The sequence below is a fragment of the Bacillus cereus group sp. BcHK124 genome, from assembly GCF_027712065.1.
In the GTDB taxonomy this organism is placed as follows: Bacteria; Bacillota; Bacilli; order Bacillales; family Bacillaceae_G; genus Bacillus_A; species Bacillus_A pacificus.
Map to the genome: position 1 here is coordinate 73,621 of NZ_JAQFPJ010000006.1, position 26,569 is coordinate 100,189.

Below are 26,569 nucleotides of genomic sequence, written 5' to 3' on the forward strand. Positions count from 1 at the left end.
AATCTACTATTATTATTATGTAAAAAAGACAAGGCTGTGAAACAGTGCAAACTAAAAAAGCCGCCTATTTATTGGCGACTTCGATCTTTTTATAAGATAAATATGCTAATACATTCTTACTTGAATCGTATTTTGGATTATTTCCTTTTCTCGGTTCTCTCATATGTGTTTTTTCAAATCCAGGAATATCTGGCATTTTCTCCATAAATTCAAGCATTTCTTCTTCAGTTCCTTCAATACGTACGCGAATCATTATTACTTTTCCTCAATTCTCATTTTCTCTGTACTAAGTATAACGTACTTTGAAAAGACTGCAAGGAATTTATCTTTTTAATGTCCCGCTTTTTTTACATATAAACAATGCCATTTCAGTATAAAACGATATAATTTTATTATTTTCATATTGAATGTTAAAGAATTCTTGTATTTCAAGTGATGTTTTCATCATACATTCTGTTAACTTCGCTCGTTTTTGCAAAGGTACATCCATCATATCGCACCACCAGTCAAATTCAAATTTCTTGTCAAAAGTAAGACATGACAGCATTTGCAAACTATTTTTTTCTAACAAGGTAATCCATTCTGTTTTTTTCAACGCTCGTTCATGACTCGGATCCCGCTTTTTTTCTATAAAATTATAAAATGTATCGTATTCATTATTTTCCGGTGAAACATTATCTATTAAAATAAACAATCCATTATCTTCTAACGTCCGATTTACTTCATAAACAAACTGAGCTGGATTCGTAAAATGATGTGCTGCAATTCGGCATGTTATCACATCAAATGAACGATCAGAAAACGGTAAACTTTCAGCATTTCCAGCGACAAAAGATACATTTTCATGTCCATTACTTATAATAAAGTTTTTCGCATTCTCTAACATTTTTTCTGTTAAATCTAAGGCAACTACTTCTTGAAACAATGGAGCTAATACATTTGCAACATGTCCTCCGCCAGTAGCAACATCAAGAAGACGATTATTATGACGAGACTCAACTTGTTGAACTACATATTGTAAATCCGGTCCTTTAGCATGAATTTTACTTTTTACATACTTCTCTGCATTATTACCAAACTGTTGTTTCACAAGCTCTTCTTTACTCATTTTATCATCTTCTTTCTATTGTTATTGACATATAGAATTCATATAATAATTAAAGTTCTCTTTATGTATTTTCAAATCCTCTTTTCAGCTCACTTCTTATCATGCTGTCCTATCATCAACATAAAATCGATTTTCCGTTTACATATAAAACAAAAAAGGCTACGGGAACTTGTCCCCTAACCTGACTAAATATCAATTACATTTTTACTTTTTCATATACATCTATATAATATAAATCCTCTTTCAACTTCATAATAACGTCTACTTCGTTATAAGTAGCCTCACGAGCATGTAAACCAAATTGATCCATACCAATCCATATCCATCCAGGTGTATGATAGAGAACATCTATGTTAAAATACTCTAATTTAGTAAGCTCCGATTTAATAAATTTATCTTTATTAGCTATTTGTTTTTCTATTAAACCATATTCTTTTCCATTTTCCAATAGCGATATCATTTTTCCTACAATCGGGTGTTCACGGACAATAAAGTGATATTCCTTTTCCTCTATCTTTACAACAATCAAACAAGAATTAGATAAATTAGTCCCTAAATTCGACATAGTTATTTATTCACCCCCTTTATTCGATTCACAAACATAATAACAAATGAATATTCAAATAAGATTAATATAATGTAAAAAATAAAAAAGCCGACTTCCCTTCAGAAATCAGCCTTTATAGTTTGATCATCTATATACTTTTACAAACTATTATAATGTTTCTTTTTCCTCATCCTTTCCAGAAACTAAATTCCCAATAGCATCTGCTGTTACTTCCACCACAAATTCACAAATACCTGCTACCACTTCTCCAATCACTTCATCCATCTTTTTACCCCCTTATTTTATGTAACCTATTTGTAGTATAGAAGAGATTGGTTATTTTTAACTATCGGAAAACGTGACAACAACATTACAGTTTTGTAAGCTTTTTTATTTTGTTTCGCTTCAACCCTTTGAAACTTCAAGTATGATTCACATACTTATAGGCCATCATAATATTAAGTAAATACTAATTTCGCTAGAGGAGGCGTGTAAAATTTACTACGTAAAATTAATTAAAGGTCAATCATTCTATGCTTTTGATCATCGTTTCTTAATGTCTGAAGAAGAAGAGGTTTCCGAGAAAGTTTATAATTACTTACGTCGTAATGAATTTTTCGAAGTACGTAAAGAAGAATATTCTGCTTAATTACAAAAAGCATCAAGAAAAACCTCACTTTATTGTGATATTTTCTTGATGCTTTTTTATGAATTACTCCTTTTCAATAATTATTGTCGACTCTATTAAAATATTCTATTATTTGTCCAAGCTATTTCATTGCTATTTTCATATTTTAGTATATGAGGAGGTGACGAATATGACTCATATCATTGATTACCAAGCTACTCAACCTATTAGTAAAACAGGTGAAACCACTTTTGCAATCCCAGCTTCTCCAAATAAAGCAATTCTAGCAAATTTGAAATTGAGAATTTCAAATAGAGATTCACGTAATAATCGAGTAGAATTAATAACTACAGTCGGTGTAGAAGGTATAACTGAGATTGCACAAGTGTTATTCCGAATTTTCCGTGATAACACTGAAATTTTCAATACACAAGTAGGCATTGAATCTACCGGTTCTGAACAATTTTACGTTCAAACATTTCAAGCTATAGATCAAAACGTTAGCAGTGGAACACACGAATATTCATTAACTGTAGAAAACCTTACTAGTGGTGCTAGTGCAGATGTTGTTGGTCCACTCTCTTTTAGCGCTTTAGCTATCGGACAAGAACGTAAATGTTGCTAAGTGAATCTAATGTTTAATTTTGCTATTGAAAAAAGCGAGACGTAATTATACGTTCTTGCTTTTTTTATTTTTGCGATATTTGTCCCTACTTTCAGTTAATTTTCAATCATCTCGTATTTACATTTTGATGTGCTTATTTTATCAATTAACGAATCATTTTTTGACAAATCAAAAAAATTGAAATCCACTCATGAAACACGTAATATAGACTCTGACTCTAAAAAAGTTCGCTATAAATTATACATAAAATAAGGAGGTTTTATATACGAGTTTTTCATTTTAAAAGACGGAGAGGTTTTATATTATGTGGCGTAATAAAAATGTTTGGATTGTTTTAATTGGGGAGTTTATTGCTGGTTTAGGGTTATGGCTTGGTATTCTTGGCAATCTGGAATTTATGCAAAAATATGTCCCTTCTGATTTCATGAAATCAGTTATATTATTTATCGGACTATTAGCAGGTGTTCTAGTAGGGCCTATGGCTGGTCGCATTATTGATCAGTATGAAAAGAAAAAAGTTCTTCTTTATGCCGGGTTCGGTCGTGTTATTAGTGTTATTTTTATGTTTTTCGCTATCCAATTTGAAAGTATCGCCTTTATGATTGCATTTATGGTTGCTCTTCAAATTTCAGCAGCATTTTATTTCCCTGCATTACAATCTGTAATCCCACTTATCGTACGTGAGCATGAGTTATTACAGATGAACGGTGTACATATGAATGTAGGTACAATCGCTCGTATTGCAGGTACTTCACTAGGTGGAATTCTTTTAGTTGTAATGAGTTTACAGTATATGTATGCCTTCTCAATGGCAGCGTACGCTTTATTATTCCTCTCAACTTTCTTCCTTCAATTCGAAGATAAGAAATCAACAACACCAAGCAAACAAGCTGCAAAAGATAATAGCTTTATGGAAGTATTTCGTATTTTAAAAGGAATTCCGATTGCTTTCACAGCACTTATATTAAGTATTATCCCTCTATTATTTATAGCTGGATTTAATTTAATGGTAATTAACATTAGCGAAATGCAACATGATCCAACGATTAAAGGATTTATATATACCATTGAAGGTATCGCATTTATGTTAGGTGCCTTCGTTATTAAACGTTTATCTGATCATTTCAAACCTGAAAAGTTACTATATTTCTTCGCAGTTTGTACCGCTTTTGCACATCTATCATTGTTCTTTAGCGATATAAAATGGATGTCTCTTACATCATTTGGTTTATTTGGTTTTAGTGTCGGTTGCTTCTTCCCTATTATGTCGACAATTTTCCAAACGAAAGTGGAAAAAAGTTATCACGGCCGTCTATTCTCATTCCGTAATATGTTTGAGAGAGTGATGTTCCAAATCGTTTTACTCGGTACTGGTTTCTTCTTAGATACGATTGGATTGCAATATATGGTTCTAATCTTCGGAGTTATTTCATTATTAATTATTTTCATATCGCTATCTAAACAAAAACAATATGAAAAACAGCCTTCGCAATCTGCGAATTTATAACATAATCAAAGAAGCATGGATCCTATTAGATTAATCCATGCTTCTTTTTTATATAAAACTTTATTTATTACACTTATTGAAATTATTTAAAGGAGTACCCTCTTTTGCATTCGAATATAGTATATTAACAAGATATCCTGGAGGTGCAAGAATGTCTGCTGGCATACAGCTATTTATTATCCTTCTTTTTGTAATTGCTATGTTTAGCATCCTAAACGTTTTAGCCTTTTCCCTTTCAGGGCATAACTTTAAAAGAAGAATTGTGGCAGGTTTCATATTTTTATTGTTAACTCCCATTATCTTTTTGACTACTTCAGCTTTCACTTCTATATTCAATAAAGCTAGTTTTGGAGCAGTTAATCTAACCGTTTCTATTGTAAATGTATATATTGTAAATGGCATTGTCATTCTTCTTTCCGCTTCATTTATCCACAAAAAACAAAACATCAGATAGCAAACTAAGCATGAATCTGACTGTACACTAAATTCATGCTTTTTCAATCCCCTCTAAATTTTTATATGAAATTAAATAATTCTTTATAAAAATTTAAACTTTATTTATTACAATATTCCTATCGTATTCGCACGTTTATTGAAAACGAAAAGAAAGGAGTACAAAATGAAAAAGGTCCTATTAATTATTCCGTTATTCATTATACTACTCAGTGGATGTAGCAATAATGACATATACGGCTCTTGGGAAGTCGTTGACAACAAAAACGGTCTTTGTCCTATATCGTATAAATTTGAAACAGTTGTAAAAGAAGAAAAGAAAGAAAAAATTATTCAATATTTAGTAGAGATGCAAACAACAAAGAAAAAAGAAGATTTATACAAAGGCTCATTTGTTAAGGATTCTAATGTATATCACATTGATTATGGTAACTCATTTACATCAGATCAAACTTTAAAGGTTGCCGATGGCAAATTAAGCGTATACTTTTATACAGTTGAAAAATTATGTACATATAAAAAGAAATGATTGCTCTTCATTTAAAACGCAGAAAATGTTTTCTGCGTTATATTTATCCTCCCTCTAAATTTGTCAATCGTTTTAATTTTCATAAAAAAATGATAAAATGTACTCATGTGTTTTCAGAATAATTAAAAACGCAGAAAGAAAACACTGTTTTTAGGAGGGGTTTTGATGACTTACACGTTAGCAACTAGAATGAAAGCATTCCAATCTTCTATATTTAGTGAATTAGGGGCTTATAAAAAAGAAAAAATTGCAGCAGGTCACAAAATGATTGATTTAAGTATCGGGAATCCTGATATGCCACCTGCTGATTTCGTAAGAGAAGAAATGGTACATACAGCAAATCAAAAAGAAAGCTATGGATACACATTAAGTGGTATTCAAGAATTTCACGAAGCTGTAACTGAATATTACAACAACACTCATAATGTTATATTAAATGCCGATAAAGAAGTTTTATTATTAATGGGGTCACAGGATGGACTCGTTCATTTACCTATGGTTTATGCGAATCCGGGAGATATTATATTAGTTCCTGATCCAGGATATACAGCTTATGAAACAGGAATTCAAATGGCTGGAGCAACATCTTACTACATGCCTTTAAAGAAAGATAATGATTTCTTACCTAACTTAGAGCTAATTCCTGAAGAAATTGCGGATCGAGCGAAGATGATGATTTTAAACTTCCCAGGGAATCCAGTTCCAGCAATGGCTCATGAAGATTTCTTTAAAGAAGTAATCGCATTTGCGAAAAAGCATAACATTATTGTTGTCCATGATTTTGCTTATGCTGAATTTTATTTTGATGGTAATAAACCAATTAGCTTCCTCTCTGTGCCTGGTGCTAAAGAAGTTGGCGTAGAAATTAACTCTTTGTCAAAAAGTTATAGTTTAGCAGGTAGTCGTATTGGATATATGATTGGAAATGAAGAAATTGTTCGTGCGCTTACTCAGTTTAAATCCAATACAGATTACGGAGTGTTTTTACCAATTCAAAAAGCGGCATGTGTTGCACTAAGAAATGGCGCTGCTTTTTGTGAGAAAAACCGCGGTATTTATCAAGAACGTAGAGACACTTTAGTTGATGGATTCCGAACATTTGGCTGGAATGTTGATAAACCAGCTGGTAGTATGTTCGTCTGGGCCGAAATTCCGAACGGCTGGACTTCTATAGATTTCGCATATGCATTAATGGATCATGCGAATGTCGTTGTTACGCCAGGTCATGCATTTGGACCTCACGGAGAAGGCTTTGTACGTATTGCACTCGTTCAAGATAAAGAAGTGTTACAACAAGTTGTTGAAAACATTAGAAATAGTGGTATTTTTTCTCTTGAAAAAGCAGAAGAATTAGTTAAAAATTAATGATAACTCCCCTGCTTAACTATAGCAGGGGTATTATTCATTGGAGGTACTTTCATATGTATATTAAAGACACTCTTCCTCATCGTTATCCTTTTTTAATGATTGATAAAGTAACAAATGTAAAACAAGATGAATCTGTTACAGGATATAAACTCATTACAAATAACGAATGGTTTATAAATGATAGTCAAAAACATATGCCTCATATGTTAATTGTAGAAGCACTTGCTCAGCTTAGCGCATTTGTACATACAAGTGATTCTGAAGGACTCGGTTTCCTCTCCTCGTTAGATGGGGTTGCGTTCCATGAAAAAGCATATCCCGGCGATAAACTTGATTTACATTATGAGCTAATTCGTAATCGCCGAGGTTTTGTTCTAGGTAAAGGCATCGCAACAGTAAACGATCAGCCTATTGTAACTATAGAAAAGCTATTAATATATCAAACAGATTAACGTGTTCCTTAAATTAGTTGAGTGTATGATTTAACAGGAAAACACATTACTTAGTTAGGAGCAGGCAAATGGAACGTACTATCGGTATCGATGCTGGAGGAACATTAACAAAAATTGCTTATTTGAACAAAAAAAAGCTATTAACTTTTGAAAAATTTTATTCAAATGAACAAAATAAAATAATAGATTTCCTTAAAAACAAGACTGGTATAAAACAAATATGTATTACCGGTGGTAAAGCGAAACAATTACAGCAACTACTTTCAGACTCATATAAAATAGTAGAACTAAATGAATTTGAAGCTACTCTTATAGGCGTCCGATACATTTTAAAAGAAGGGAAATATGATATAAACAACTTTGTTTTAACAAATATCGGTACAGGCACTTCCATTCATTACATTTATAATGACCAATACATTCGTGCTGGTGGAACTGGTGTTGGCGGAGGTACTATTATGGGACTTTCAAAATTATTAACAAATATAGATCATTTTGAAGATGTAATCCCTTTAACAAAAGTGGGTTCTAGAAAAGATTTAGATATTACAGTTGGAGATATTTATAGTGGTATTCTCTCTCCTATTGATAATAGCTTAACTGCTAGCAACTTTGGTAAAGCAGCCAATACTGAAGCAAATTATAATAGCTCTGATATACTAGCTACTGTACAAGGGCTTGTCGGTGAAGTCGTTACTGCATTAAGCCTTCAATTCGCCGAAACAAAAAACATTGACCATATTATTTATATTGGTTCCACTCTATGTAATAACGTACACCTTCAAAATATTATTAGTGACTACACAAAATATCAAAATAAAACACCAATCTTTTTACGCGATGGTGGTAATAGCGGTGCGATTGGTGCTCTACTTCATGTTACGAATAAAAAAAGCTGACTTTTGTCAGCTTTTTTGCAACGGTACTTCAAATTCAATAATTGATTCCCCATTCTCTCCAATTCGCTCTACACTAATTCTATCAATTACACATTGTAACTTTTGAGGGAAACTAGGAATATCCTTGGCTACTTCAGCAGCTAACTCAGCACTTTCTTTTCTCCCGACTGTTACATGCGGTATGTATGGAATATCTTCTTTTAAAAATTGGGTTAAAGGTTCTGTATACAGCAAGTCATGTAGTTCTTCTATTTGTTCTTTCCCTCCCTCAACTTCTAAAAACAAATAGTTTCCTACATTAGTGATAAGATTTGCAAACTCAACTTCAATTTTCCCTACCCCTTTTGATAAATTTAAAATATGAGATTTTAATGCATCACTTGAAATATTACTCTTAAATGGAAATACGATTGTTATATGCGGTGGAATTACTTCAAATAAAGGATCATGTTTTTGTCTAATGTTCTCTATTTTATCGATGGACATGTTATTTAGAAAGAATAAAATTGTACGCATTTTTATCCCTCTACTTTCCTCTCATTTTAATATGTATCGTATTCTATGATAGCCTTGAACATCAACAAATTATTTTGCTTACATGTAAAAATAAAAACTTCTCAAACGAGAAGTTTTTATTTAGCATGATTACTAGTCCCACGCAAAACTTTCCTAAACTTTATATAACAAGCAATTCTCCAAGGAATAATATACGATACTGCAACGACGTAAAATAATAAACCTATCGTTTGTTGATCTAAATTAGCAATATATTTCCTTGAACCATACCTTAAAACGATAAGTGCAATAAAAGTAATTAAAAAGGCAACACTTTTTTTCGTATAAATATTCCCATCATCTCTTCGTTCATAATTTGTTAATACTATAAGCGGCACAGCGAAAAGTACCCCAATGAATACCGCTATAACTACTTGTAATATAGCTGGATGTACGGGACCAAAAAACCATATAATCCCTGGTGTTAAAAATAATAATGGCCATAACATACGTTTTCCTGATCCCTTTATTGGCTTATGCATGGAGCGATAACGACGCCAGAATATTAATAGTGCAATCCCTAAAAAGACTGTAATGAGTGAAGATGTGTCTCCCATTTACTATCCTTCTCTCTATAGTAATCTAATAATATTTCAAATCGTTTTTTCGAATGATACTTTACGAATAAATATACTACTAGTTATGATATAAAGAACAGTTAATCCAATTGAAATAACAATAAAATACGGTATATCTACTAAAGATCCATCACTCGTAAATAATAAACCGGTTACCCCTGCTTCTCCATAAAGTACACTATTTGTTGATAAGAAAAGGGTCCCACCAATCATAAGACCGATCCACTGAAATCGTTGTTTAAAAACTACTACCACTTGAAAGAAACATGCTGTTGTAACATAAAATAAAAAGTGCAAAATAAATTGTTGTACCGATTGCTCTCCAAAACTAACATTTACTAAATTATATTTTATATCTTGTAACAGCATAACTTGAAGAAATGAAAATAATGCAGATTGCAATACGATATAACAAATTGCCCCGATAAAATATTGTATTCTCGTTACACCGAATGAAACTGCTAAACGAAATAGCTCATCTTGTATGATGAAAACACTCCCTACTATAAATAACATAATTGCTATTGAAGGATTATTTATAATTTCGGGTAAATAACCAATGTTCGCTCCATTTAAATGAGCAGCATTTAAAGCCCCTTTTATTAATAAGGCTACAATCCAAAATATTAAAATTGCTTTATAATGAAAATTAATATGTAACTTTAACTGCTTCATTAATATCGTCATTTCACTTCACCACCAGTTATGTGAATAAATAATTTTTGTAATGTTATTCCATCAACTACTAATCCTAATTTTTCAATAGAGTCATAATCTTCATTAGACAATTCTTCCCATATAACAGCAATACCCTTATTTCCATAAACTTCTCGATTTAATACTTTTTTATCGATCAAGAACTCGTCCACTTTATCCTTTTGCCCTGAAATAATCTGAACTTGTTGTAATAAATCTTCCACCAATGATTGAACAACTAATCTTCCTTCTTTTATGATGATCACATCTTCAATCACATGGGTTACTTCTTCTACTAGATGTGTTGATAATATAATAGTTCGTGGATACTCACCGTAATCTTCTAGGAGTAGACTATAAAATAATTCACGATGTGCTGCGTCTAAACCTGTAGTTGGTTCATCAAAAATAGTAATTGGTGCCCTGCTTGCTAATCCTTGAATAATTCCAACAACTGTTTGCATACCGTGTGATAGCTTATGATATTTCACTTTCATATTAAGCTGAAATTTATTAGCGAGTTCTTCAGCATACTTTCCATCCCAGTTTTTATAAAACATGCTGCACATCTTAAAAATATCTTTTACTTTATAACTGAAATGTGCTTCTTCTTTCACTCTAACAAAACAAATATTTTGCATTGCTTTACTATTTTCAAAAACATTTTCACCAAATATTGATATGCTACCACTACTTGAAGTAATTTGGCCTGCAAGTAAATTTAATAGTGTCGTTTTTCCTGCACCGTTTCTACCGAGCAAACCATATATTTTGTGCTCTTCCAATGAAATCGTTACTTCATTTACCGCTACATTCTTTTTATATTTTTTCGTTACATCTTTCGTTTCAAGTGCAATCATTCCTCTTTCCCCTCCTTCGTAATTTTTTGAATCATATCCATCAATTCATCTTTTGATATTTCTAATACTTTTGCTTCTTCCCATACTTTAGGTAAGTATTCGGTCATAAAAGTATTTTGTCTTTTTTTAAGTACGACTTCTTTCGCTCCCTTTGCAACAAACATCCCGATCCCTCTCTTTTTATATAAAATCCCTTCATCCACTAATACGTTTACCCCTTTAGCTGCAGTAGCTGGATTTATTTGTAGCATCTTTGCAAATTGATTTGTTGATGGAACTTGTTCTTCTTCAAGCAATATGTCTTTTAAAATATCAGATTCAATCGTTTCTGCAATTTGTAAGTATATTAATTTATTTTGCTCCAGAGTAGGTTTCACAATTTCACCACCTTAGGTTCTTAGGTTCATTACTTATGTAATTAACCATACCACATAAACATATTTATTTCCATAAATTCCTTTTACAAAAAAAGAGAATCATTCATTTAGGAATGATTCTCTTTCTAAAAATTCGAAGTTTCAACTCTTGTCCTCAAATTCTTTTCATTTATACCATTTTGACAAAAGTTAAATTGTTGTCCTTTTATTGATTTTGTACGATCTACTATTTGCCCTAAATGATAACTTGTGTGCTCCACTAAATGTAATAAACTATGTAGATCAATATGCCCTTTTTCTGCAAAAGCTTGTATAAATGCTTTTCCCCACTCATCAAATATTTCTTCAACAGTTTTTGTCAAAACTTCAGTACGTTGTCGTTTTGTTGGAAAATACTCCTCGATTCCCTTTTCGAAAACTATATTTGGATCTTTATAACGACTAGTATTTCTCAGTATATGTTCACAAATATGCAGTACGATTCCACCAATTGAATTAACAGACTCCCCTTGTTTCCATAAATTATCTTCACTAACAAACTGAATTACCTGTACTAACTTAGGTAAATAATAATCCTGCATTCTATAATAAGAAATTTTGTATACTAACTCCATCTTTGTCCCTCCAATTATTTTAACAACTTTACTGGATATTTAACAAATAAAGATTTTCGGAAATCTTTATCATTCACCAGCCGATCAATTTTTTCGTTATTATCATTAAGAAACTTTACTACTTTCTTTTTATCCCATATATCATCTTCTTTTGGAAAATCATCAAATTTTTCATGCAAGATTGATAGTATTTCTTCCCTTTTTATCGTAAACTTTTTATTTTCTACTTGAAACTCATAACTTTTTGCATTTGGTACTAAAACTGCAAGATAAATAGCGTTAAAGAGAAAATTCTTCTTCATCGTATCTTTACTATCAAACCAATACGTCGCAACCATATCTTCTGTAAGGGGTTCATTCCCTTTTGCACCATAGTTCACCTTTATACTTTCATTCTCTAAACTTACACTTTGAAATGTTTCACCACCGGGTAAATGATTAACAATTGCAACTACATCTGAGTTATTCCCAACGTATGTCCCCGCATATTTCTTAAAATCACCAGGTTCAACATCGGATATTTCTTTTATCCTTTCTCCTCTAGAACAAGCAGTAATAAATAAAAAAATTGTTAGCATAACAACTACATTACGATGCATATATTTCATTTAGCATCCCCCATTTTTATCGATATTTCGTTAATTACAATACACCTTCTCAAAACCCTTTAAAATATACGCATTTTAATCAAAATTTAAAATTTTCATTTTTTATGTTTACAATTATCCATTAATTGTATATACTTACTAACGTAAGAAAAATATTCTAAAAGGAGGTCGAAGGAAATGATGAAATTACAATTACATGCTTTAACTTTAGTGTTAACTGCACCTGTGTTTTCTGGACAATTAAATATGAATTCGACCACCCTAATGGAGAATTGAAAATCGTACATTATTTCGATTAATTCATAAATTCGCCACAGGAGGTCGTATACTTTCCTGTGGCTTTTTCACGCCTGGCCATAGGAGAACTATATCTTCCTGTGGCTTTTTTGTGCGATTTTTTAGTCTCTTATATTATTTTTTAAAGAAAGGAGCAACATTCGATGACTATTAGCGTATTGTTTTTAAGTATTACGATTCAAAGAAATAAAATTTCTAAAGATAAAATGTTTCATAATGAGCAAATAGAAAAAGCTATGAATGATGTTAAGGAGCGCCAAGCACTTTATTGTGATCACATGTAATTCCTTTTCGAAAGGAGGAATTCATTTATGACTTTTCATATTTTCTTTTTTACGACTGTACTTCAGAAAAACACTTTAACTGAAGCTGAGATCCATCGTAAACAACAAATAAAACAGCTGACTGATAAAATGACTGACATTAAAAGTTCATATTATACGCATATGTATTAAAAATATATTTTTAAGGAGAACTACCTTCATGAAATTTAAAGCATTCTTTTTAACTATCACCATTCAAAAACGTAAACTTTCTCACAACGAAATTTTACGTGAGCAACACATTCAATCCATTATGGACGAAGTAAAAGAGCGTCAAGCTTCTTATTACAGCCGTCTTTTCTAATAAACTTATAAAGGGGTTTTATCTAATGAAATTTAAAGCATTCTTTTTAACTATCACCATTCAAAAACGTAAACTTTCTCACAACGAAATTTTACGTGAGCAACACATTCAAACTATTATGGACGAAGTAAAAGAACGTCAAGCTTCTTATTACAGCCGTCTTTTCTAATAAACTTATAAAGGGGTTTTATCTAATGAAATTTAAAGTATTCTTTTTAACTATCACGATTCAAAAAACTAAGTTCTCGGACAGTGAGATATTGCATGACCATCAAATTAATAAAGCTATGGAAGATGTAAAAGAACGTCAAAGTCACTACTGTAGCCATCTATAATTCCTTTCGAAAGGAGGAATGTATCATGAAGTTTCACCTTTTCTTTTTAACAATTACAATCCAGAAAGAAATCTTTTCTGAAGATGAATTAAAACAAGAGCAACAATACAAAAAGATTATGGACGAAATTCGAGATCGTAGAAGCAAATACTACTCTCACCTATAATCCTTTAAAAATATAAAACTTGAAAGGAGTCGATTATGATGTTGATAGCACGTTGTAAGGAAATGATTTGGATAGTTCAGAGGGATTCCACATAGTTTTATTGGAGCTATATCATACAACTTTAACGTTATATTTGATATGTAATAAATCTACAATAAAATTGCACTTGTACAATTTTTAACTTTGATTAATAAACAAAAGATACACCACTTAAAAAGCGGTGTATCTTTCTCAACATATACTATTTTCGATTACTTCGTTTCGTCTTAAACAATCTCACTAAGTTCGATACAACTGTTTTCGTTACTGCATACACTGGCACTGCCAAGATCATTCCGATAATTCCCGCAAAGTTACCTACCCCTAAAATTAAAATAATAATTGTTAACGGATGGATATTTAATTTTGAACTCATAATACGCGGTGAAATAATGTTACTTTCAAACTGTTGTACAATTGTTACGATAATAATTACGTACAACGCTTGCATCGGAGATACGAACAGACCTACAATAACAGCTGGTGCTGCACCGATAAATGGACCTAAGTTAGGAATGATATTTGTAAATGCAGCTATAATTCCTAAAACAAAAGCGTACGGTAAATCGATAATTAAATAACCGATAAAAGTAAAAGCACCTACAAATATACAAACGAGTGCTTGCCCTTGAATATATGCAGATAATGTTTCGTTCGTTTCCTTAATGATACGAAGCCCTTCTTCACGGTATGACTCTGGTAATAAACTTACTGCTTTTCCTGGAAACGCATGTCCATCTTTAAACATATAAAATAAAATGAACGGTACTGTAAAAATAACTAATGCAACGTTCGTTATGATACCAAATAAAGCCGTTGCACTCGACGTAATTGTGTTTGGTATATCCTTTAAGTATTCAATTGCATTTTTTTCAATTGTTTCAATGGAAACATAGTTTTGTGTAGATAACCATTCAAACAATCTATGATGGGATAAATCTTGTATGTATAGTTTTCCCTCTTTTATATAGCCTGGCATATTTTTCACTAAATCCATTAGCTGTTGTGAGATCGTTGGAACAACTACCCCAACGCCAACCGCAGTTAATGTTATGATAAAAAGATATAACAGTAAAATCGCTAAATTTCTAGGTACTTTTTTCTCCTCTAAAAAGACTAACACCGGATTAAATATGAAGTATAAAAATAACGCGATTAAGATTGGGAAAAACAGCGTTGATATGAAGATACCAATCGGTTGAAATAGAAACGATATTTTTGTGCAAATAAATATGATCGCTACAACCATTAGCACTTCTAATGTCCAAAAGTGCACTTTCGATTTCAAAAAAACGTCCTCCTTTAAACTAACACTTCTCTTCATTGTACCAAAATAAGTAACAATTTCACATAATATTTTCCTTTACAATATTCCAAAATACCAATAAATACACTACAATGAGATTACATACAAATTTGCAGGTAAAGGTGATAAAAATGACACAATGCATCATTTGCAGAAAAGATACGAAAGAACTTAGTGAACAATATGTCATCCCAGAAATATTATGTGGATATTATTTCACAAACTCAATTTGTGATACTTGTTATGAACAAATGACAACAAATATTGATCGCCCCTTAATCCGGCATAAATTAAGTCAGTTTAAGATCGAACACATGAAAAAACAGATTGACTCCCCGCTCTATACGAATGAGCATGGTGAGGAACTTGCAGCGGCTGAGACGGATGTTGTTGAAGTAAGTGACGAAATACTTTATTCCAATGCATTAATTATGAAACTATGTAAAAAGCACGATATTTCACTACATAATGAAATTTGGAAAGAAGAACGTGTAACGAAAGTAGCTAGCTCTATTCAACGTGAATTACTTTTAGATAACCGTAAGTATAAAATGAGTGTATTAAAAATGGCTTATACTTTCGCTGTACAAGCAGTCGATGGCTATTTTGAAGATCCAGATGCGATTGATATTTCTAGCATCCTATCGAATGCCGACTTCATGGAATTAAAAGAAAAGAGCATTGTTCGTGATTTAAGCAAAAGTTCTTTATGGAATACATTAAATACAAATAGTGAAAACCATTACTTTATTTTATTAAGTGATAAAGATGGCCTGTTCTGTTTCATTCGTCTATTTGATATTTTTGACGTTGTCGTTCATTTATCCGAAAAGAGATATGAACTTCCATCACCAATTGTCGGCGTAAATAATGTAAATAAGCAAGAATTTTACGTCCAAACTTTAAAACAGTATATGGACGGGCTCTTCAAAGAAAACACACCTTCTATTTAATTAGAAACAGAACATACGGTCTCCTTTCTTGATGAAAAGACACTGTGTTATAATAAGTATGAAAAGAACAATACAATCACATAAACCAATTATAAATTGTATATAAATAAAAAAGACTAGTGTGCGGCTACACACTAGTCCACGTAACTTAGCAGATTGGATTGTTCATTTATCCTATTTGTTTCTTACAAACAAAACAACCCACATTCTATTGGCATAGGTGGGTTGTTATTTTTTGAGCTTGTCTATTAAAACGACGACGAATGTTAACAATGCAACGAGAAACAGTCCACCTTGCAGTAACAACGCTATTTCACTCACTTATTATCACCCCCCTCCTACTTAGAGAAGTGATAATTGAACAACCAACCGTACCTTAAGTTACTATTTAATTTTACCATATTTTCTGATAGTTTACGATGAAAACCCGCAAGTGATTTACTTGCGGGTTTTTTCTCACTATTTTTTTAATGCATATGCATCAGCTATCATTTCACCAACAATTTTATTTTCTTGCTTCTTATCTTCCTTCAATAAAGGAAATAACAGTTCTGCCACTTCATATGCCTCTTCTAAATGAGGATATCCCGATAATACAAATGTATCAATTCCTAACGCTTCATATTCTTTTATTCTATCTGCTACTGTATGCGGATCTCCTACAAGTGCAGTACCTGCACCACCTCTTACAAGTCCTATACCAGCCCATAAGTTTGGACTTATCTCTAACGACTCTCTTGTTCCTTTATTTAAATGTGTCATTCGTTTTTGACCAACTGAATCGTACCTTGCAAATGTCTTTTGAGCAAGCTCAATTGTCTCATTATCTACATATTGAATTAAACGTTCTGCCTCTTCCCACGCTTCTTCTTCTGTTTCTCTTACAATTACGTGTAACCTGATGCCAAATCGTACTGAACGCCCCTTCTCTTCTGCCAGTTTTCTTACTTCCTCTATTTTCTCCTTCACTTGCTCTGGCGGCTCTCCCCACGTTAAATATACATCACTATGTTCTGCTGCAACTTCCTTTCCAGCAGTGGATGATCCTCCAAAATATATAGGAGGGTATGGCGTTTGAACTGGTGGGAACACAACTTTACTATCTGTAACTTTAATATGTTTTCCTTCTAGTGAAATGGTCTCACCTTGCAAAGTCGATTTCCAAACTTTTAAGAATTCATCAGCTGCTTCATACCTTTCATCATGTTCAAGATATAATCCATCTCCTTGTAATTCAACTGGATCCCCTCCAGCTACTACATTAATAAGTAACCTCCCGTCTGAAATTCTATCAAATGTAGAAGCCATCCTCGCTGCAACTGTCGGTGACATTAGTCCCGGTCTAACTGCTACTAAAAATTTTAGCTTTTCTGTCTCAGCTGCAAGTGCCGATGCTAATACCCATGGATCTTCACAACCTTGGCCAGTTGGAAGTAACACACCTGTATATCCTAAATAATCAGCTGCCTGTGCAACTTGTTTATAATAACCATACTCAGCTGCTCTTCCTCGTTTTGTCGTTCCTAAATATCGTCCATCTCCATACGCCGGAATAAACCATAATAATTCCATACCTTTACACACCCCTTATTTATTTTGAAACGTACACTAAACTACTCTATATAAATTACCCCTAATAATTTATATGTTAATTTCCTATCTCACCTTTAAAATTATCTCGCCATCTTAAAAACTTCACTTCTAGTAAACGTACGAGTGAATCCGAAAACTTCCCAACGAATGCAAAGATGATAATACCAACAAATACGATATCTGTATTTGAAAATTGCCTTGCATCCATTATCATATAGCCAATACCTTCTGTAGATCCCATAAGTTCTGCGACTACTAAACTCACCCATGCAACTCCTAATGATAATCTTGCTCCTAGTAAAAGGTTAGGTAATGCGGCAGGTAAAATTAATTTTGTAATTAATTTTCTTTTACTAAACTCTAACACTCTCGCAACATCAAATAACTTTGAATCTACACCTCGTATTCCTAGAAACGCGTTTACGTATAAAGGAAAAAATGCACCATCTGCAATTAATAACACTTTTGATGTTTCCCCAAAACCGAACCATAATACGAAAAGCGGTGCAACAGCTAAGTGAGGCACAGTTCTTAACATTTGTACTGACGGATCTAAATATTGCTCACTTCTCGTTGAAAATCCAACAATTGTTCCTAAAATAATCCCTAAACTCCCGCCAATAAAGAAACCAGCCGCAGCCCTGAATACACTAATACTTAAATGACCGAATAACTCTCCTGTTTTTATAAGTTCTTGAAAAGCTAAAAATATATCTAGCGGCGTTGGTAAAACTGTTTTAGAAACTAGACCGAATACGCCGGCCAATTGCCAAATTATTAATATAATAATCGGTATAGTAGTTGCCCTTATCAAAAATTTGATATTCGTCTTCTGTACTTTCTTTACATTGTTTTTCTCAATCGTTATACTCGCCCTTTTAATAACCGCTTTCGTATTCTCCAATTTATACAACCTCTTTTCACTTCGCCTTTAACGCTTTTTCTACGAAAGAATTATCTACAACTTTATCTGTCTTAATTTCTTTCTTTATAGAACCAAGCTTATATTGAAAATCTGCTGTCTGTTGCTGTTCTGCAACTATTTCTTTCGTTACCGGAACTAAGATGGGTTTGTCGTGATTAAACACTTCTTTTACAATATCTGCATCTATTTTCTTTGCAGAAGTATATATTTTTATTGCTTCATCCAAGTTTTCATCTTGCCATACACGTGCTTTTTCATATACTTTAAGGAATTTCTCCACTAATTCTGGATGCTCTTTCGCAAATTTTGTTCTCGCAATTAAAAACTCTGGAGAAGATACATTTAATTGTTCACCATCTGTAATCACCTTCGCTCCTTTATTTACCGTATGTAACGATATGAAAGGATCCCAAATTGCCCATGCATCTACTGATCCTGATTCAAATGCTGGCTGCGCTTCATCTGGTTGTAACTGAATGACATTTACATCTTTCGCATTGATACCTTCTTTATCAAGCGCTCGATACAATAAATTAAATGCGCTACTTCCTTTTGCTACTGCGATTTTTTTACCTTTTAAATCTTTTACACTCGTAATCTTGCTATCTTTTTGTACAAGAATCCCTGTTCCTTTTCTCGCATAACTTGTATTAGCAATTTCGGTAAATTCAATACCTGCTGCTTGCGCGGAAATAACTGGAGAATTGCCAACTTCACCAAAGTCTAATCGATTTGATGCGATTGCCTCAAAATAAGGAGGTCCGCTTTGGAATTCTGTCCATTTCACCTTAACTCCTTGTTTTTTAAACTCCTCTTCAAACCATCCCTTTTTCTGTGCGAGTAATAGTGGACTTAATCCTTGCTGAATACCAATTTGTACTGTTACATCTTCCTTCTTACTACTTGCTGTACTTTTCTCACATCCGAATAAAAATAAAGAAATAGCTAATGCAAAAGAAAGAACTTTAAATTTTTTATACATAAATACTCACCCTCTCCCTATAAACTTGTTTGAATCAATTCTCCATACTCAAACTGCTGTAATACTTTCTTTCGAATTTCTTGGAATGACTCCGAAGTTTTACTACGCGGATAAGGTAAATTATTTTCAATCACTTTATGTATTTTTCCAGGCTTTGCACTCATGATGACAATTCTGTTTGAAAGATATATTGCTTCGTCTATATCATGTGTAACAAATATCATTGTCGTCTTTTTTTGTTCCCAAATGTTGAGCAGTACTTCTTGCAAATGACTTCGGGTAAATGCATCCAGTGCTCCAAATGGCTCATCAAGTAACAATACATTTGGATCTCTTAGCAACGCTCTTGCAATCGCAACACGTTGTGACATCCCGCCTGATATTTCTTTCGGATATGATTTTTCAAAACCATCTAGTCGAACAATTTCAACCCATTCCTTTACCTTATCCTTCACATACTTATCTTTTAATGACAAATCAGCCGCAATATTTTCTTCCACTGTAAGCCACGGAAACAATCGATGCTCTTGAAATATAAATCCTTGCTTCTTACTCGGTTTTGTTATACGCTCTCCGTCAATAATGATTTCTCCTTCAAAATCGCTGTCTAAGCCTGCAATAATTTTTAATAGTGTACTTTTTCCGCAGCCACTCGGACCAATTACTGTAACAAAATCCCCTTTCTCTAATTGAAAATTAATATTCTCTAATACTTGAACAGTACGAGTTTGTTTCGAAAAATATTTTGATACTCCATCAATTGAAACAGTCACTTCTTCGCCTCCTTGAAATGATTCATCTAAATGAACCGATTCAGTATTTATGCAATAAAAAAACCAAAGGCATTTTATCAATAGATAAAATGCCTTTGGTTTCTCCAATCAGCAATACGTAATAGAATTAAGTACATATTATACAAATATTTCCGATAAGTCAACTAGGTTTTGTTAAAAAATACATATGGTTCGTTTGAACATCCTTATTGTTATTTATTTTTTATGGTTCTTAATCCACTGTAACCAATAAGAAAACTCACATGCCAAATGCATTTGGTGCGATTTAATAAGGCTATTAGGACAAAGTGCTGGAAACTCTACAACTAGACTTACTTCTATACCAGTATCTGTATCTTTGAATTGATGTCGAACTCCACCAATAGTAGTACCATCTTTCATACGTGCAACACCTGTTGATTGGTATTGATAAGACTTATCTCTAGGTGTCTTCAATCCCGTTTCGTCACCAAAAACAATAAAAAATTGAACTGGAAATGGAGAATTACCAGTTGTTTCGATAACTTCTAATTCATTTTCCCCAAACGGTCTTAGTACATAGTGATCAGGACAAGCTGACAAGTTCACCTGATTATTTTCACGTGATTGTTCAAGCATAAAACTGTCAATCCCATTTATCGCTTCTTCTGCTGTAATCCCATCTAAATAAATACTTGTTTTTGAAAATTTCCGTCTATTACCAGATAAAACTGTAGCGATACGCATACCCATTTCACTTAATTTAAGTTTAGACTTCAACTTATCATACATTTCATCGTATGAATAATTTAATTTTAGTTCCGTTAGTTTTTTTATCATAACGTCTGTATCATTTAATCCTTGCTCTTTATGTCCTAATGTATTTAAAACTTTTTTAATACGTTCTCTTTTCCATTTTGTAAGTTGTTCATTCGAAATATTGTTTCCATCGATCATAATCTTCATATACATTCTCCTTCTCTTTGATCATATCGTAGTGTATTTAATACTAAATTAACCATTTCTTGCTTCGTATCTAAATTCAAATTCACCTCTGAATGAGCAACACTGCTAAGACCGTATAAAATAAAACCTGAAGCTAGTAATGAGTTATCAGTATTAAAAATCCCCGTTTTCATCCCTTCTTCAATCACTTGTCGAATTAATGGCTGCATTCGCGTGAATAATTTCTGTTCCAGTTGAAAATGTTGTTCTGTCTGAAAAGAACTCACATTTTTATAAGGCGCTAATTTTTCAATAAATGTCCAAAATATATTTAGAGAATCTTCCATCTTTTGCATGACAGACCGTTCATTTGAAATTAGTACTTCTTCGATTAACTCCATATTTTTCACAATAAAATCATTTAAAACTTCATCAACAAAGTTATCTTTAGACTTGAAGTAATAATAAAATAAGCCTGTTGCTACACCTGCATGATTCACAACATCTTTTATGCCAAATCCTTTCATACCATTTTTCATATATAGTTCAAAGCCAATATCCATTAACTCTTGTCGTCTTATATCTGGTTCTTTTGATATTCTTTTCATAGGTCATCTCCTACTAATTTTGTCCTCGACTGAATCTGATTCAATCATAAATGACTGAACTATATTCAGTCAACATTAATTTCTACAAAAAAGAGTAATCCCAAGAAATATACATCTAACCTTAGACTTATCAAAAAAGTTAGATTATATAACTTGAGACTACTCAATTTCATTAAACACGTATTCTATTTTCAAATCGATTACACTTTAGTTTAACCTCACTCTTTCTGTTTCTACAATCATTTGAGGAAGGGTCTTTTGAATTATTTCCTCTAATACATTAAGAGCTTCATTCACATAACCATCCTCAAACTCCTCTAAAGACTCAGGCAACTCATCCTCATCTAAAATAAAATATTCTCCACTTGGAAGTACCAAAATATCAATAATTAAATCTTCAAATGACACTAGTTCATCTGTTATTTGCGTATTTTTTACAACATTAAAATAAGAGCCTACATACATTCCATCCTTATCTCTCCATATGTATAAATTGTACGGACGATCCTCCCAGTAGTATGCAATGGTGTAACTGCCTTTCGGGATTGTTAAACTTGAATCATGTGTATTCATCGTAAATGAATACTGAACCTCATGAAATAACACGATACTTCGCAACTGCTTTTCAAGTAATAAACAAGTGTGTTCTACTGTTGTCGAGTCATATCGTATTTTTCTTTCTATAATTTCACTTTTGGATGTTAGTAATTTATTCATTCTTTGTTTCCCCTTATGCTATTTCTAGCTTTATTATATCGGTTTATATAGTCATAAAGAAGTATTTGGTCTCCAAGTACACAATAAAACTCCTTCTTATTTTAGAAGGAGTTTTTCACTGTCCATACTTCATATTTTTTCACTTCTAATGGAAGCTCATTTGTTTTCAGCCATTCTACTGCACTACATACAAGTGGAGATGAATTGTCTTCTGTAATGCTTTCTATAGAAACCCATCTCGCTCCTAAAGAATCTTGACCTTCAAATTGTTTTGGTACTATGATTTTCCCTGCACTCTTTTCAACATCATACAAAACTGCAATATGGTGTACATGTGTATAATCTTTAAACTTTGAAGGGTATTGAAAATCAACCGTACCTACTTGCTTTATAACCTTTACTTCTAATCCAGTTTCTTCTTTACATTCCCTATGGAGTGCCGATAACAACGACTCCTCTTCATTTAAGCTCCCTCCAGGTAGATCATATCTGTTCTTATATGGACCTTTAATTTTATCTATTACTAATATGTTATTGTTTTCGATACAAATGCCATACACACCAAACGTACGATGAAAATTAGTAGCATTATTCATGGTTCAATTTCTCCGTCATCACATCATAAAAATTCCGTTCCTCATCAACATTTAAGTGAACACGACTTACTGTTTTAGAAAACCCATATAACAATTGTACTTTCGCCGGCTCTTTAAGTATAATTTCAAATGTTGGAGGTTCCTTTATAAATTCCATCACCGTTGCGTCAAGAACCTCTTTCTCTTTCTTTAAAAGTTCTCCTTTATAGAACGTAATCTTATCAATTTGTGTAAAAGGTATAATAATTTTCTTTCCTAATCCGATTTGAATGATTATCTTTTTTTCTGTAACAATAATTGGATTTTTACGCATTGCTTGTATTTCAGCTAAAAAATAAAACATTGCATATACGTTTAAAATAAGTAACACCCATGCTACAACTGGATTCCATTGATGAAACAAATAATGAAAGCCGATACTTTCTATTAAGGTCGCATGGATGATCATAATATATACACCTATTGCGCCAGTCTTTTTGTGATATGAGTATACGTATTCACCTTCTGGTACTTTTTCACGCCACGATAAAAATGCATAATAGATTAACTTACACTCTGTTACAATAATATCTACTAATTTATTTCTTTTCATAGCAGCGTCAAACGCAGCATCAATTGCATAAGAAAATGAAGAATACTCACTTTTATATTCTTTATATTTTTTTATTATGTTAGGAAGCTTTCTAACAATTTTATATAGAAGGAATGACTCTACACATACAAAAGCAATTTCTCCTGCAACTATAATATAAGAAACGTATGAAAAAGCTTGTAAATAGTCGCTTGGAATAATAAATCTTGCAAATATATAACCAGCTATTACGACAGGGAATATATACGTTAACGAGTATCTTTTTCGAATAATAAAGAAATACGTAATGACCGGAATTACAAACATACAATCTAATAATGACCCAAGAACAACTTCTTTCGGAGTAGCTGGTACAATCGGAAGAGCATACAATAAATAGTTTGATAATAAGATTAAAGATACGAGTCCAATCCATATACCTTTTCGCCTTCGCGAAAGTGTGACACTCATACTTTCACTCCTCTATTTAAAAACCTCGTTTAAATGGTCTTTATAAAATGAAATAGCCCGTTCAAACTCTTTAACTTCTTCTACTTTTACGACTGTTTCAAGTAATAATTTCATCGCGGATTCATGATCGTTTACGTTATATTTCGCTAATGACAAAAATACTTTCATCACATCATTATCTGGAAACTGCTGCAAACCTGTTTCTAAAACAGTAATTGCTTTATCATACTCGCCTATACAACGATATGTACTACCAAGACCGATATATGCGCCGCAAAGTGACTCCCCTTCAAGACCGTTTGCAATTGCCTGTTCATAATACGGCATAGCTTCTGTTTCAAGACCCATTACATCATGTATCCAGGCACATTGATAAAGTACTTCTGCATCCCTCGTAAAGTTTGTTAATCCGATGAGTATCTCTTTAGACTGCGCATATTTCTTTTCTTTCCGGAGTTTAATAGCTTGCTTTAATAAATGTTCCATAGAATTCACTCCTCACCAATTATTCTATGTATCCATATTGAATGGTTAACGTTTGTGCAAAAGTAAAATTCCCATAAATTAAAGTTTCGCTTACCAATATATACTATGCGGATTCACTCTTATCCAAATACTTAAAATTATGAAGCAGTAACGCGATTACATAGTACTTCTAACCTTTTGACAATTTCTTTCGCTGTTTCATCTTTTCCATTACAGAACTGCCCTTTACCGTCTTGTCCAATTACGTAGTGCATTGCTCCGCGCGAATATAAAGAATGTGGTGAATTTGCAATCATTACACTCGCCTTCGCTTCTTCCATTCTATTTTTCGCTCTTTCAAACAGTTCTTCTTTATTTACGTCACTTTCAAGTTTAAAGCCAACGAGTACAGTTTCTGGATCCCACTCTTTTATTTGTTTTAATACTTTCGGTGCCTTTTGAAAATGTATAATTGGCGCTATATCACTTGAGATTTTTCCATTCATATCAAGAACATTGCCCTCTTGATCACAAATCTTGTCCACAATCCAATCAGATCCAGCCGCTGCCATAATGACTGCATCGACCTTTTCGTGCGTAATTATACTCTTCATTTTATCTTGTAAATCAACAATTCCTTCAAATGGGTGTAATTCTAATTGATTGTTTATATCATTCGGTTTCTCCGCAAAATAACCATGTAAATATATAACATAGGCCCCTTTACTTATAAGTTCTTCGGCGATTGTTCTTCCAATTGTTCCTTTTGCCATATTCGTATGACCACGAACTTGATCCCATTTTTCTAAACAACCACCGCTTGTAATTAATACCTTTTTCCCCTTCATTGTAACCATCCCTTACTAATTTTTCTTACGAAACCATTCTGTTCCAAAATCAACTATATCACGTTGTTTCATAAGACGGCACTTTGCGTTTCCTATTTTCCCTATTTTCACAGTTCCCTTTTGCTCAAATTCCACACCAATTTCTACAAATTTGTCAGAATCGTAATCCATATCAACAAATTCTTTCCACACTCTTTCACCATTTTCTATAATGGGTGCCCCTACTTTTATTAACTCACACGCACCAGAACGTACTTCTGATAAATGTACAGAAGTATTGGAATCATATCCAACACCAATTAATAATATGTATCCGTCTAAATCGTATATTTTTCTTAATGGAGATTCTTCTCCTAAACTCATTGATAGTGACTGATTCATCGTTATTTCTTCTGCATGTCTTCCCCATGCAGCAAAACTTCCTAATGGATGGTTACTACGTACTACATTCGGATATGTACGAAAACATTCAACTACTTTTCCCATTGCCCTTGTTGGCGTTATATGTGGCTCAAATGCTGGGACGTTATCCCGAATAATTTGCCACCATTCTTCAGGTACAGGTGGTCTTGACCAATGTTTCGGATCAGATAAATCCGAAGATTGAGTTGGCATAATGATCGTTCCCTCTTCTGTAATAACATTCATTAACGCCTCTACTACTGCAACTGCGCCTCCAGATACCCAGCCTATGGAACTTAACGAAGAATGTACAATAACTGTCATTCCTTTTTCTAATCCTAATTTTCTTAAATCATTTATAATTGTTTTAATTGTATTTGGCAATGGCGTACTTGCCACTATTTCATTCATTTTCACGATTTTTCCCCCATTTTGTTTTAAACTACTACATACATATATTATCATATTTTTCTTAATTTTTAACTTAATCATTTTTATCTACACAAAAAATGGTAATAAATTAGTTTTATATAACAAAAGAAGCAACATGAAGGCGTTACATCACAG

Annotated in this window: 39 protein-coding genes; 15 read left to right on the forward strand and 24 right to left on the reverse strand. The window is 32.7% G+C overall.

From position 1 onward, the window contains the following. Positions 1 to 64: 64 nt before the first annotated feature. From PDK19_RS11850 to PDK19_RS11860, 3 genes are all read right to left on the reverse strand, one after another. Positions 65 to 253: a DUF3970 family protein gene (locus tag PDK19_RS11850; protein ID WP_000621879.1), complete on the reverse strand. Its 189-nt coding sequence runs from the start codon at positions 251 to 253 to the stop codon at positions 65 to 67. Between the two features lie 69 nt (positions 254 to 322). Next, positions 323 to 1,108: a class I SAM-dependent methyltransferase gene (locus PDK19_RS11855; protein WP_000031340.1), complete on the reverse strand. Its 786-nt coding sequence runs from the start codon at positions 1,106 to 1,108 to the stop codon at positions 323 to 325. 196 nt (positions 1,109 to 1,304) lie between these two features. Continuing rightward, positions 1,305 to 1,673, reverse strand: a complete 369-nt coding sequence (locus tag PDK19_RS11860) for a hypothetical protein (protein ID WP_074615388.1) — start codon at positions 1,671 to 1,673, stop codon at positions 1,305 to 1,307. A 478-nt stretch (positions 1,674 to 2,151) separates the two neighbouring features. Between PDK19_RS11860 and PDK19_RS11865 the strand changes: the two genes are divergently transcribed. From PDK19_RS11865 to coaW, 8 genes are all read left to right on the forward strand, one after another. Beyond that, positions 2,152 to 2,304, forward strand: a complete 153-nt coding sequence (locus tag PDK19_RS11865) for a YqbF domain-containing protein (protein ID WP_071680000.1) — start codon at positions 2,152 to 2,154, stop codon at positions 2,302 to 2,304. 169 nt (positions 2,305 to 2,473) lie between these two features. After that, entirely contained in the window at positions 2,474 to 2,908 is a 435-nt protein-coding gene (gene exsC, locus PDK19_RS11870) for an exosporium protein ExsC (RefSeq protein WP_014893640.1), read from the forward strand. Positions 2,909 to 3,212: 304 nt separating this feature from the next. Further along, positions 3,213 to 4,415 (forward strand): MFS transporter, encoded by a 1,203-nt coding sequence (locus PDK19_RS11875; RefSeq protein WP_000269246.1) that lies wholly within the window; start codon positions 3,213 to 3,215, stop codon positions 4,413 to 4,415. A gap of 151 nt (positions 4,416 to 4,566) precedes the next feature. Then, positions 4,567 to 4,869, forward strand: coding sequence for a hypothetical protein (locus PDK19_RS11880; RefSeq protein WP_049110664.1), 303 nt, complete (start codon positions 4,567 to 4,569; stop codon positions 4,867 to 4,869). A 165-nt stretch (positions 4,870 to 5,034) separates the two neighbouring features. Continuing rightward, positions 5,035 to 5,397 carry a hypothetical protein gene (locus PDK19_RS11885; RefSeq protein WP_049110665.1) on the forward strand — a complete coding sequence of 121 codons (363 nt, stop codon included), beginning with the start codon at positions 5,035 to 5,037 and terminating at the stop codon, positions 5,395 to 5,397. A gap of 165 nt (positions 5,398 to 5,562) precedes the next feature. Next, complete coding sequence (locus PDK19_RS11890) at positions 5,563 to 6,762, forward strand: LL-diaminopimelate aminotransferase (protein WP_000222670.1); 1,200 nt, start codon at positions 5,563 to 5,565, stop codon at positions 6,760 to 6,762. A gap of 56 nt (positions 6,763 to 6,818) precedes the next feature. Beyond that, positions 6,819 to 7,217, forward strand: a complete 399-nt coding sequence (locus tag PDK19_RS11895; protein WP_014893638.1) for a 3-hydroxyacyl-ACP dehydratase FabZ family protein — start codon at positions 6,819 to 6,821, stop codon at positions 7,215 to 7,217. A 68-nt stretch (positions 7,218 to 7,285) separates the two neighbouring features. Further along, positions 7,286 to 8,116: a type II pantothenate kinase gene (gene coaW / locus PDK19_RS11900; RefSeq protein WP_000442515.1), complete on the forward strand. Its 831-nt coding sequence runs from the start codon at positions 7,286 to 7,288 to the stop codon at positions 8,114 to 8,116. A 6-nt stretch (positions 8,117 to 8,122) separates the two neighbouring features. Here coaW and PDK19_RS11905 read toward each other — a convergent pair whose 3' ends face one another. The 7 genes from PDK19_RS11905 to PDK19_RS11935 all read right to left on the reverse strand — a co-directional run bounded on the left by PDK19_RS11905 (position 8,123) and on the right by PDK19_RS11935 (position 12,404). Further along, complete coding sequence (locus PDK19_RS11905) at positions 8,123 to 8,632, reverse strand: 2'-5' RNA ligase family protein (RefSeq protein ID WP_270707162.1); 510 nt, start codon at positions 8,630 to 8,632, stop codon at positions 8,123 to 8,125. Between the two features lie 116 nt (positions 8,633 to 8,748). Continuing rightward, positions 8,749 to 9,228 carry a CcdC family protein gene (locus PDK19_RS11910; protein WP_000502989.1) on the reverse strand — a complete coding sequence of 160 codons (480 nt, stop codon included), beginning with the start codon at positions 9,226 to 9,228 and terminating at the stop codon, positions 8,749 to 8,751. A gap of 36 nt (positions 9,229 to 9,264) precedes the next feature. After that, positions 9,265 to 9,936 (reverse strand): DUF4052 family protein, encoded by a 672-nt coding sequence (locus PDK19_RS11915; RefSeq protein ID WP_000153894.1) that lies wholly within the window; start codon positions 9,934 to 9,936, stop codon positions 9,265 to 9,267. Next, entirely contained in the window at positions 9,933 to 10,805 is an 873-nt protein-coding gene (locus PDK19_RS11920; protein ID WP_000560927.1) for an ABC transporter ATP-binding protein, read from the reverse strand. The genes PDK19_RS11915 and PDK19_RS11920 overlap by 4 nt, the downstream gene beginning before the upstream one ends. Then, positions 10,802 to 11,182 (reverse strand): GntR family transcriptional regulator, encoded by a 381-nt coding sequence (locus tag PDK19_RS11925; protein ID WP_000805193.1) that lies wholly within the window; start codon positions 11,180 to 11,182, stop codon positions 10,802 to 10,804. Before PDK19_RS11925 ends, PDK19_RS11920 begins: the two co-directional genes overlap by 4 nt. Positions 11,183 to 11,307: 125 nt before the next feature. Further along, positions 11,308 to 11,796, reverse strand: a complete 489-nt coding sequence (locus PDK19_RS11930) for a DinB family protein (RefSeq protein WP_074615392.1) — start codon at positions 11,794 to 11,796, stop codon at positions 11,308 to 11,310. A gap of 14 nt (positions 11,797 to 11,810) precedes the next feature. After that, positions 11,811 to 12,404, reverse strand: coding sequence for a DUF4825 domain-containing protein (locus PDK19_RS11935; RefSeq protein ID WP_049114418.1), 594 nt, complete (start codon positions 12,402 to 12,404; stop codon positions 11,811 to 11,813). 440 nt (positions 12,405 to 12,844) lie between these two features. On the opposite strand from PDK19_RS11935, the gene PDK19_RS11940 reads away from it, so the two are divergent. From PDK19_RS11940 to PDK19_RS11965, 6 genes are read left to right on the forward strand one after another with little or no spacing between them, the layout of a single operon-like run. Further along, entirely contained in the window at positions 12,845 to 12,985 is a 141-nt protein-coding gene (locus PDK19_RS11940) for a YrzI family small protein (RefSeq protein WP_000156180.1), read from the forward strand. A 27-nt stretch (positions 12,986 to 13,012) separates the two neighbouring features. After that, positions 13,013 to 13,156 carry a YrzI family small protein gene (locus PDK19_RS11945; protein WP_000142732.1) on the forward strand — a complete coding sequence of 48 codons (144 nt, stop codon included), beginning with the start codon at positions 13,013 to 13,015 and terminating at the stop codon, positions 13,154 to 13,156. A 28-nt stretch (positions 13,157 to 13,184) separates the two neighbouring features. Beyond that, positions 13,185 to 13,328: a YrzI family small protein gene (locus tag PDK19_RS11950; RefSeq protein WP_000668957.1), complete on the forward strand. Its 144-nt coding sequence runs from the start codon at positions 13,185 to 13,187 to the stop codon at positions 13,326 to 13,328. Between the two features lie 25 nt (positions 13,329 to 13,353). Beyond that, positions 13,354 to 13,497, forward strand: coding sequence for a YrzI family small protein (locus PDK19_RS11955; protein ID WP_074615393.1), 144 nt, complete (start codon positions 13,354 to 13,356; stop codon positions 13,495 to 13,497). A 25-nt stretch (positions 13,498 to 13,522) separates the two neighbouring features. Further along, the gene (locus PDK19_RS11960; RefSeq protein WP_000669812.1) at positions 13,523 to 13,663 is read left to right on the forward strand and encodes a YrzI family small protein; all 141 of its coding nucleotides are present in this window, start codon (positions 13,523 to 13,525) and stop codon (positions 13,661 to 13,663) included. 25 nt (positions 13,664 to 13,688) lie between these two features. Beyond that, a complete protein-coding gene (locus PDK19_RS11965) occupies positions 13,689 to 13,829 on the forward strand; it encodes a YrzI family small protein (RefSeq protein WP_049114427.1) in 141 nt (46 codons plus the stop codon). 241 nt (positions 13,830 to 14,070) lie between these two features. Here PDK19_RS11965 and PDK19_RS11970 read toward each other — a convergent pair whose 3' ends face one another. Next, on the reverse strand, positions 14,071 to 15,156 hold the full coding sequence (locus PDK19_RS11970; protein ID WP_000837888.1) for an AI-2E family transporter: 1,086 nt from the start codon (positions 15,154 to 15,156) through the stop codon (positions 14,071 to 14,073). Between the two features lie 149 nt (positions 15,157 to 15,305). Between PDK19_RS11970 and PDK19_RS11975 the strand changes: the two genes are divergently transcribed. Then, entirely contained in the window at positions 15,306 to 16,127 is an 822-nt protein-coding gene (locus PDK19_RS11975; RefSeq protein WP_049122591.1) for an HNH endonuclease, read from the forward strand. Between the two features lie 228 nt (positions 16,128 to 16,355). Here the strand turns inward: PDK19_RS11975 and PDK19_RS11980 are convergent, their stop codons facing one another. The 13 genes from PDK19_RS11980 to aacC all read right to left on the reverse strand — a co-directional run bounded on the left by PDK19_RS11980 (position 16,356) and on the right by aacC (position 26,413). Next, positions 16,356 to 16,448 carry a putative holin-like toxin gene (locus PDK19_RS11980; RefSeq protein ID WP_001289320.1) on the reverse strand — a complete coding sequence of 31 codons (93 nt, stop codon included), beginning with the start codon at positions 16,446 to 16,448 and terminating at the stop codon, positions 16,356 to 16,358. 138 nt (positions 16,449 to 16,586) lie between these two features. Further along, a complete protein-coding gene (gene ssuD / locus PDK19_RS11985; RefSeq protein ID WP_074615395.1) occupies positions 16,587 to 17,699 on the reverse strand; it encodes an FMNH2-dependent alkanesulfonate monooxygenase in 1,113 nt (370 codons plus the stop codon). A 76-nt stretch (positions 17,700 to 17,775) separates the two neighbouring features. Next, positions 17,776 to 18,624 (reverse strand): ABC transporter permease, encoded by an 849-nt coding sequence (locus tag PDK19_RS11990; protein ID WP_208735708.1) that lies wholly within the window; start codon positions 18,622 to 18,624, stop codon positions 17,776 to 17,778. A gap of 16 nt (positions 18,625 to 18,640) precedes the next feature. After that, a complete protein-coding gene (locus PDK19_RS11995) occupies positions 18,641 to 19,627 on the reverse strand; it encodes an aliphatic sulfonate ABC transporter substrate-binding protein (RefSeq protein WP_270707164.1) in 987 nt (328 codons plus the stop codon). A 17-nt stretch (positions 19,628 to 19,644) separates the two neighbouring features. Next, positions 19,645 to 20,400 carry an ABC transporter ATP-binding protein gene (locus PDK19_RS12000; protein ID WP_000218593.1) on the reverse strand — a complete coding sequence of 252 codons (756 nt, stop codon included), beginning with the start codon at positions 20,398 to 20,400 and terminating at the stop codon, positions 19,645 to 19,647. Between the two features lie 216 nt (positions 20,401 to 20,616). Continuing rightward, positions 20,617 to 21,345, reverse strand: coding sequence for a hypothetical protein (locus tag PDK19_RS12005; RefSeq protein WP_000699958.1), 729 nt, complete (start codon positions 21,343 to 21,345; stop codon positions 20,617 to 20,619). Then, positions 21,342 to 21,932: a TetR/AcrR family transcriptional regulator gene (locus PDK19_RS12010; protein ID WP_074615398.1), complete on the reverse strand. Its 591-nt coding sequence runs from the start codon at positions 21,930 to 21,932 to the stop codon at positions 21,342 to 21,344. The genes PDK19_RS12005 and PDK19_RS12010 overlap by 4 nt, the downstream gene beginning before the upstream one ends. A 207-nt stretch (positions 21,933 to 22,139) precedes the next feature. Beyond that, positions 22,140 to 22,649 carry a DUF402 domain-containing protein gene (locus PDK19_RS12015; RefSeq protein WP_001037888.1) on the reverse strand — a complete coding sequence of 170 codons (510 nt, stop codon included), beginning with the start codon at positions 22,647 to 22,649 and terminating at the stop codon, positions 22,140 to 22,142. Positions 22,650 to 22,750: 101 nt separating this feature from the next. Continuing rightward, on the reverse strand, positions 22,751 to 23,245 hold the full coding sequence (locus PDK19_RS12020; protein WP_074615399.1) for an NUDIX hydrolase: 495 nt from the start codon (positions 23,243 to 23,245) through the stop codon (positions 22,751 to 22,753). Next, complete coding sequence (locus PDK19_RS12025; protein WP_074568073.1) at positions 23,238 to 24,287, reverse strand: hypothetical protein; 1,050 nt, start codon at positions 24,285 to 24,287, stop codon at positions 23,238 to 23,240. Before PDK19_RS12025 ends, PDK19_RS12020 begins: the two co-directional genes overlap by 8 nt. A gap of 12 nt (positions 24,288 to 24,299) precedes the next feature. After that, positions 24,300 to 24,773 (reverse strand): tetratricopeptide repeat protein, encoded by a 474-nt coding sequence (locus tag PDK19_RS12030; RefSeq protein WP_000400626.1) that lies wholly within the window; start codon positions 24,771 to 24,773, stop codon positions 24,300 to 24,302. Positions 24,774 to 24,910: 137 nt separating this feature from the next. After that, positions 24,911 to 25,600, reverse strand: coding sequence for a phosphopantothenoylcysteine decarboxylase domain-containing protein (locus PDK19_RS12035; protein ID WP_000676730.1), 690 nt, complete (start codon positions 25,598 to 25,600; stop codon positions 24,911 to 24,913). 15 nt (positions 25,601 to 25,615) lie between these two features. Beyond that, positions 25,616 to 26,413, reverse strand: coding sequence for a BA2930 family N-acetyltransferase (aacC, locus tag PDK19_RS12040; RefSeq protein ID WP_124878413.1), 798 nt, complete (start codon positions 26,411 to 26,413; stop codon positions 25,616 to 25,618). Between the last annotated feature and the right edge of the window lie 156 nt (positions 26,414 to 26,569).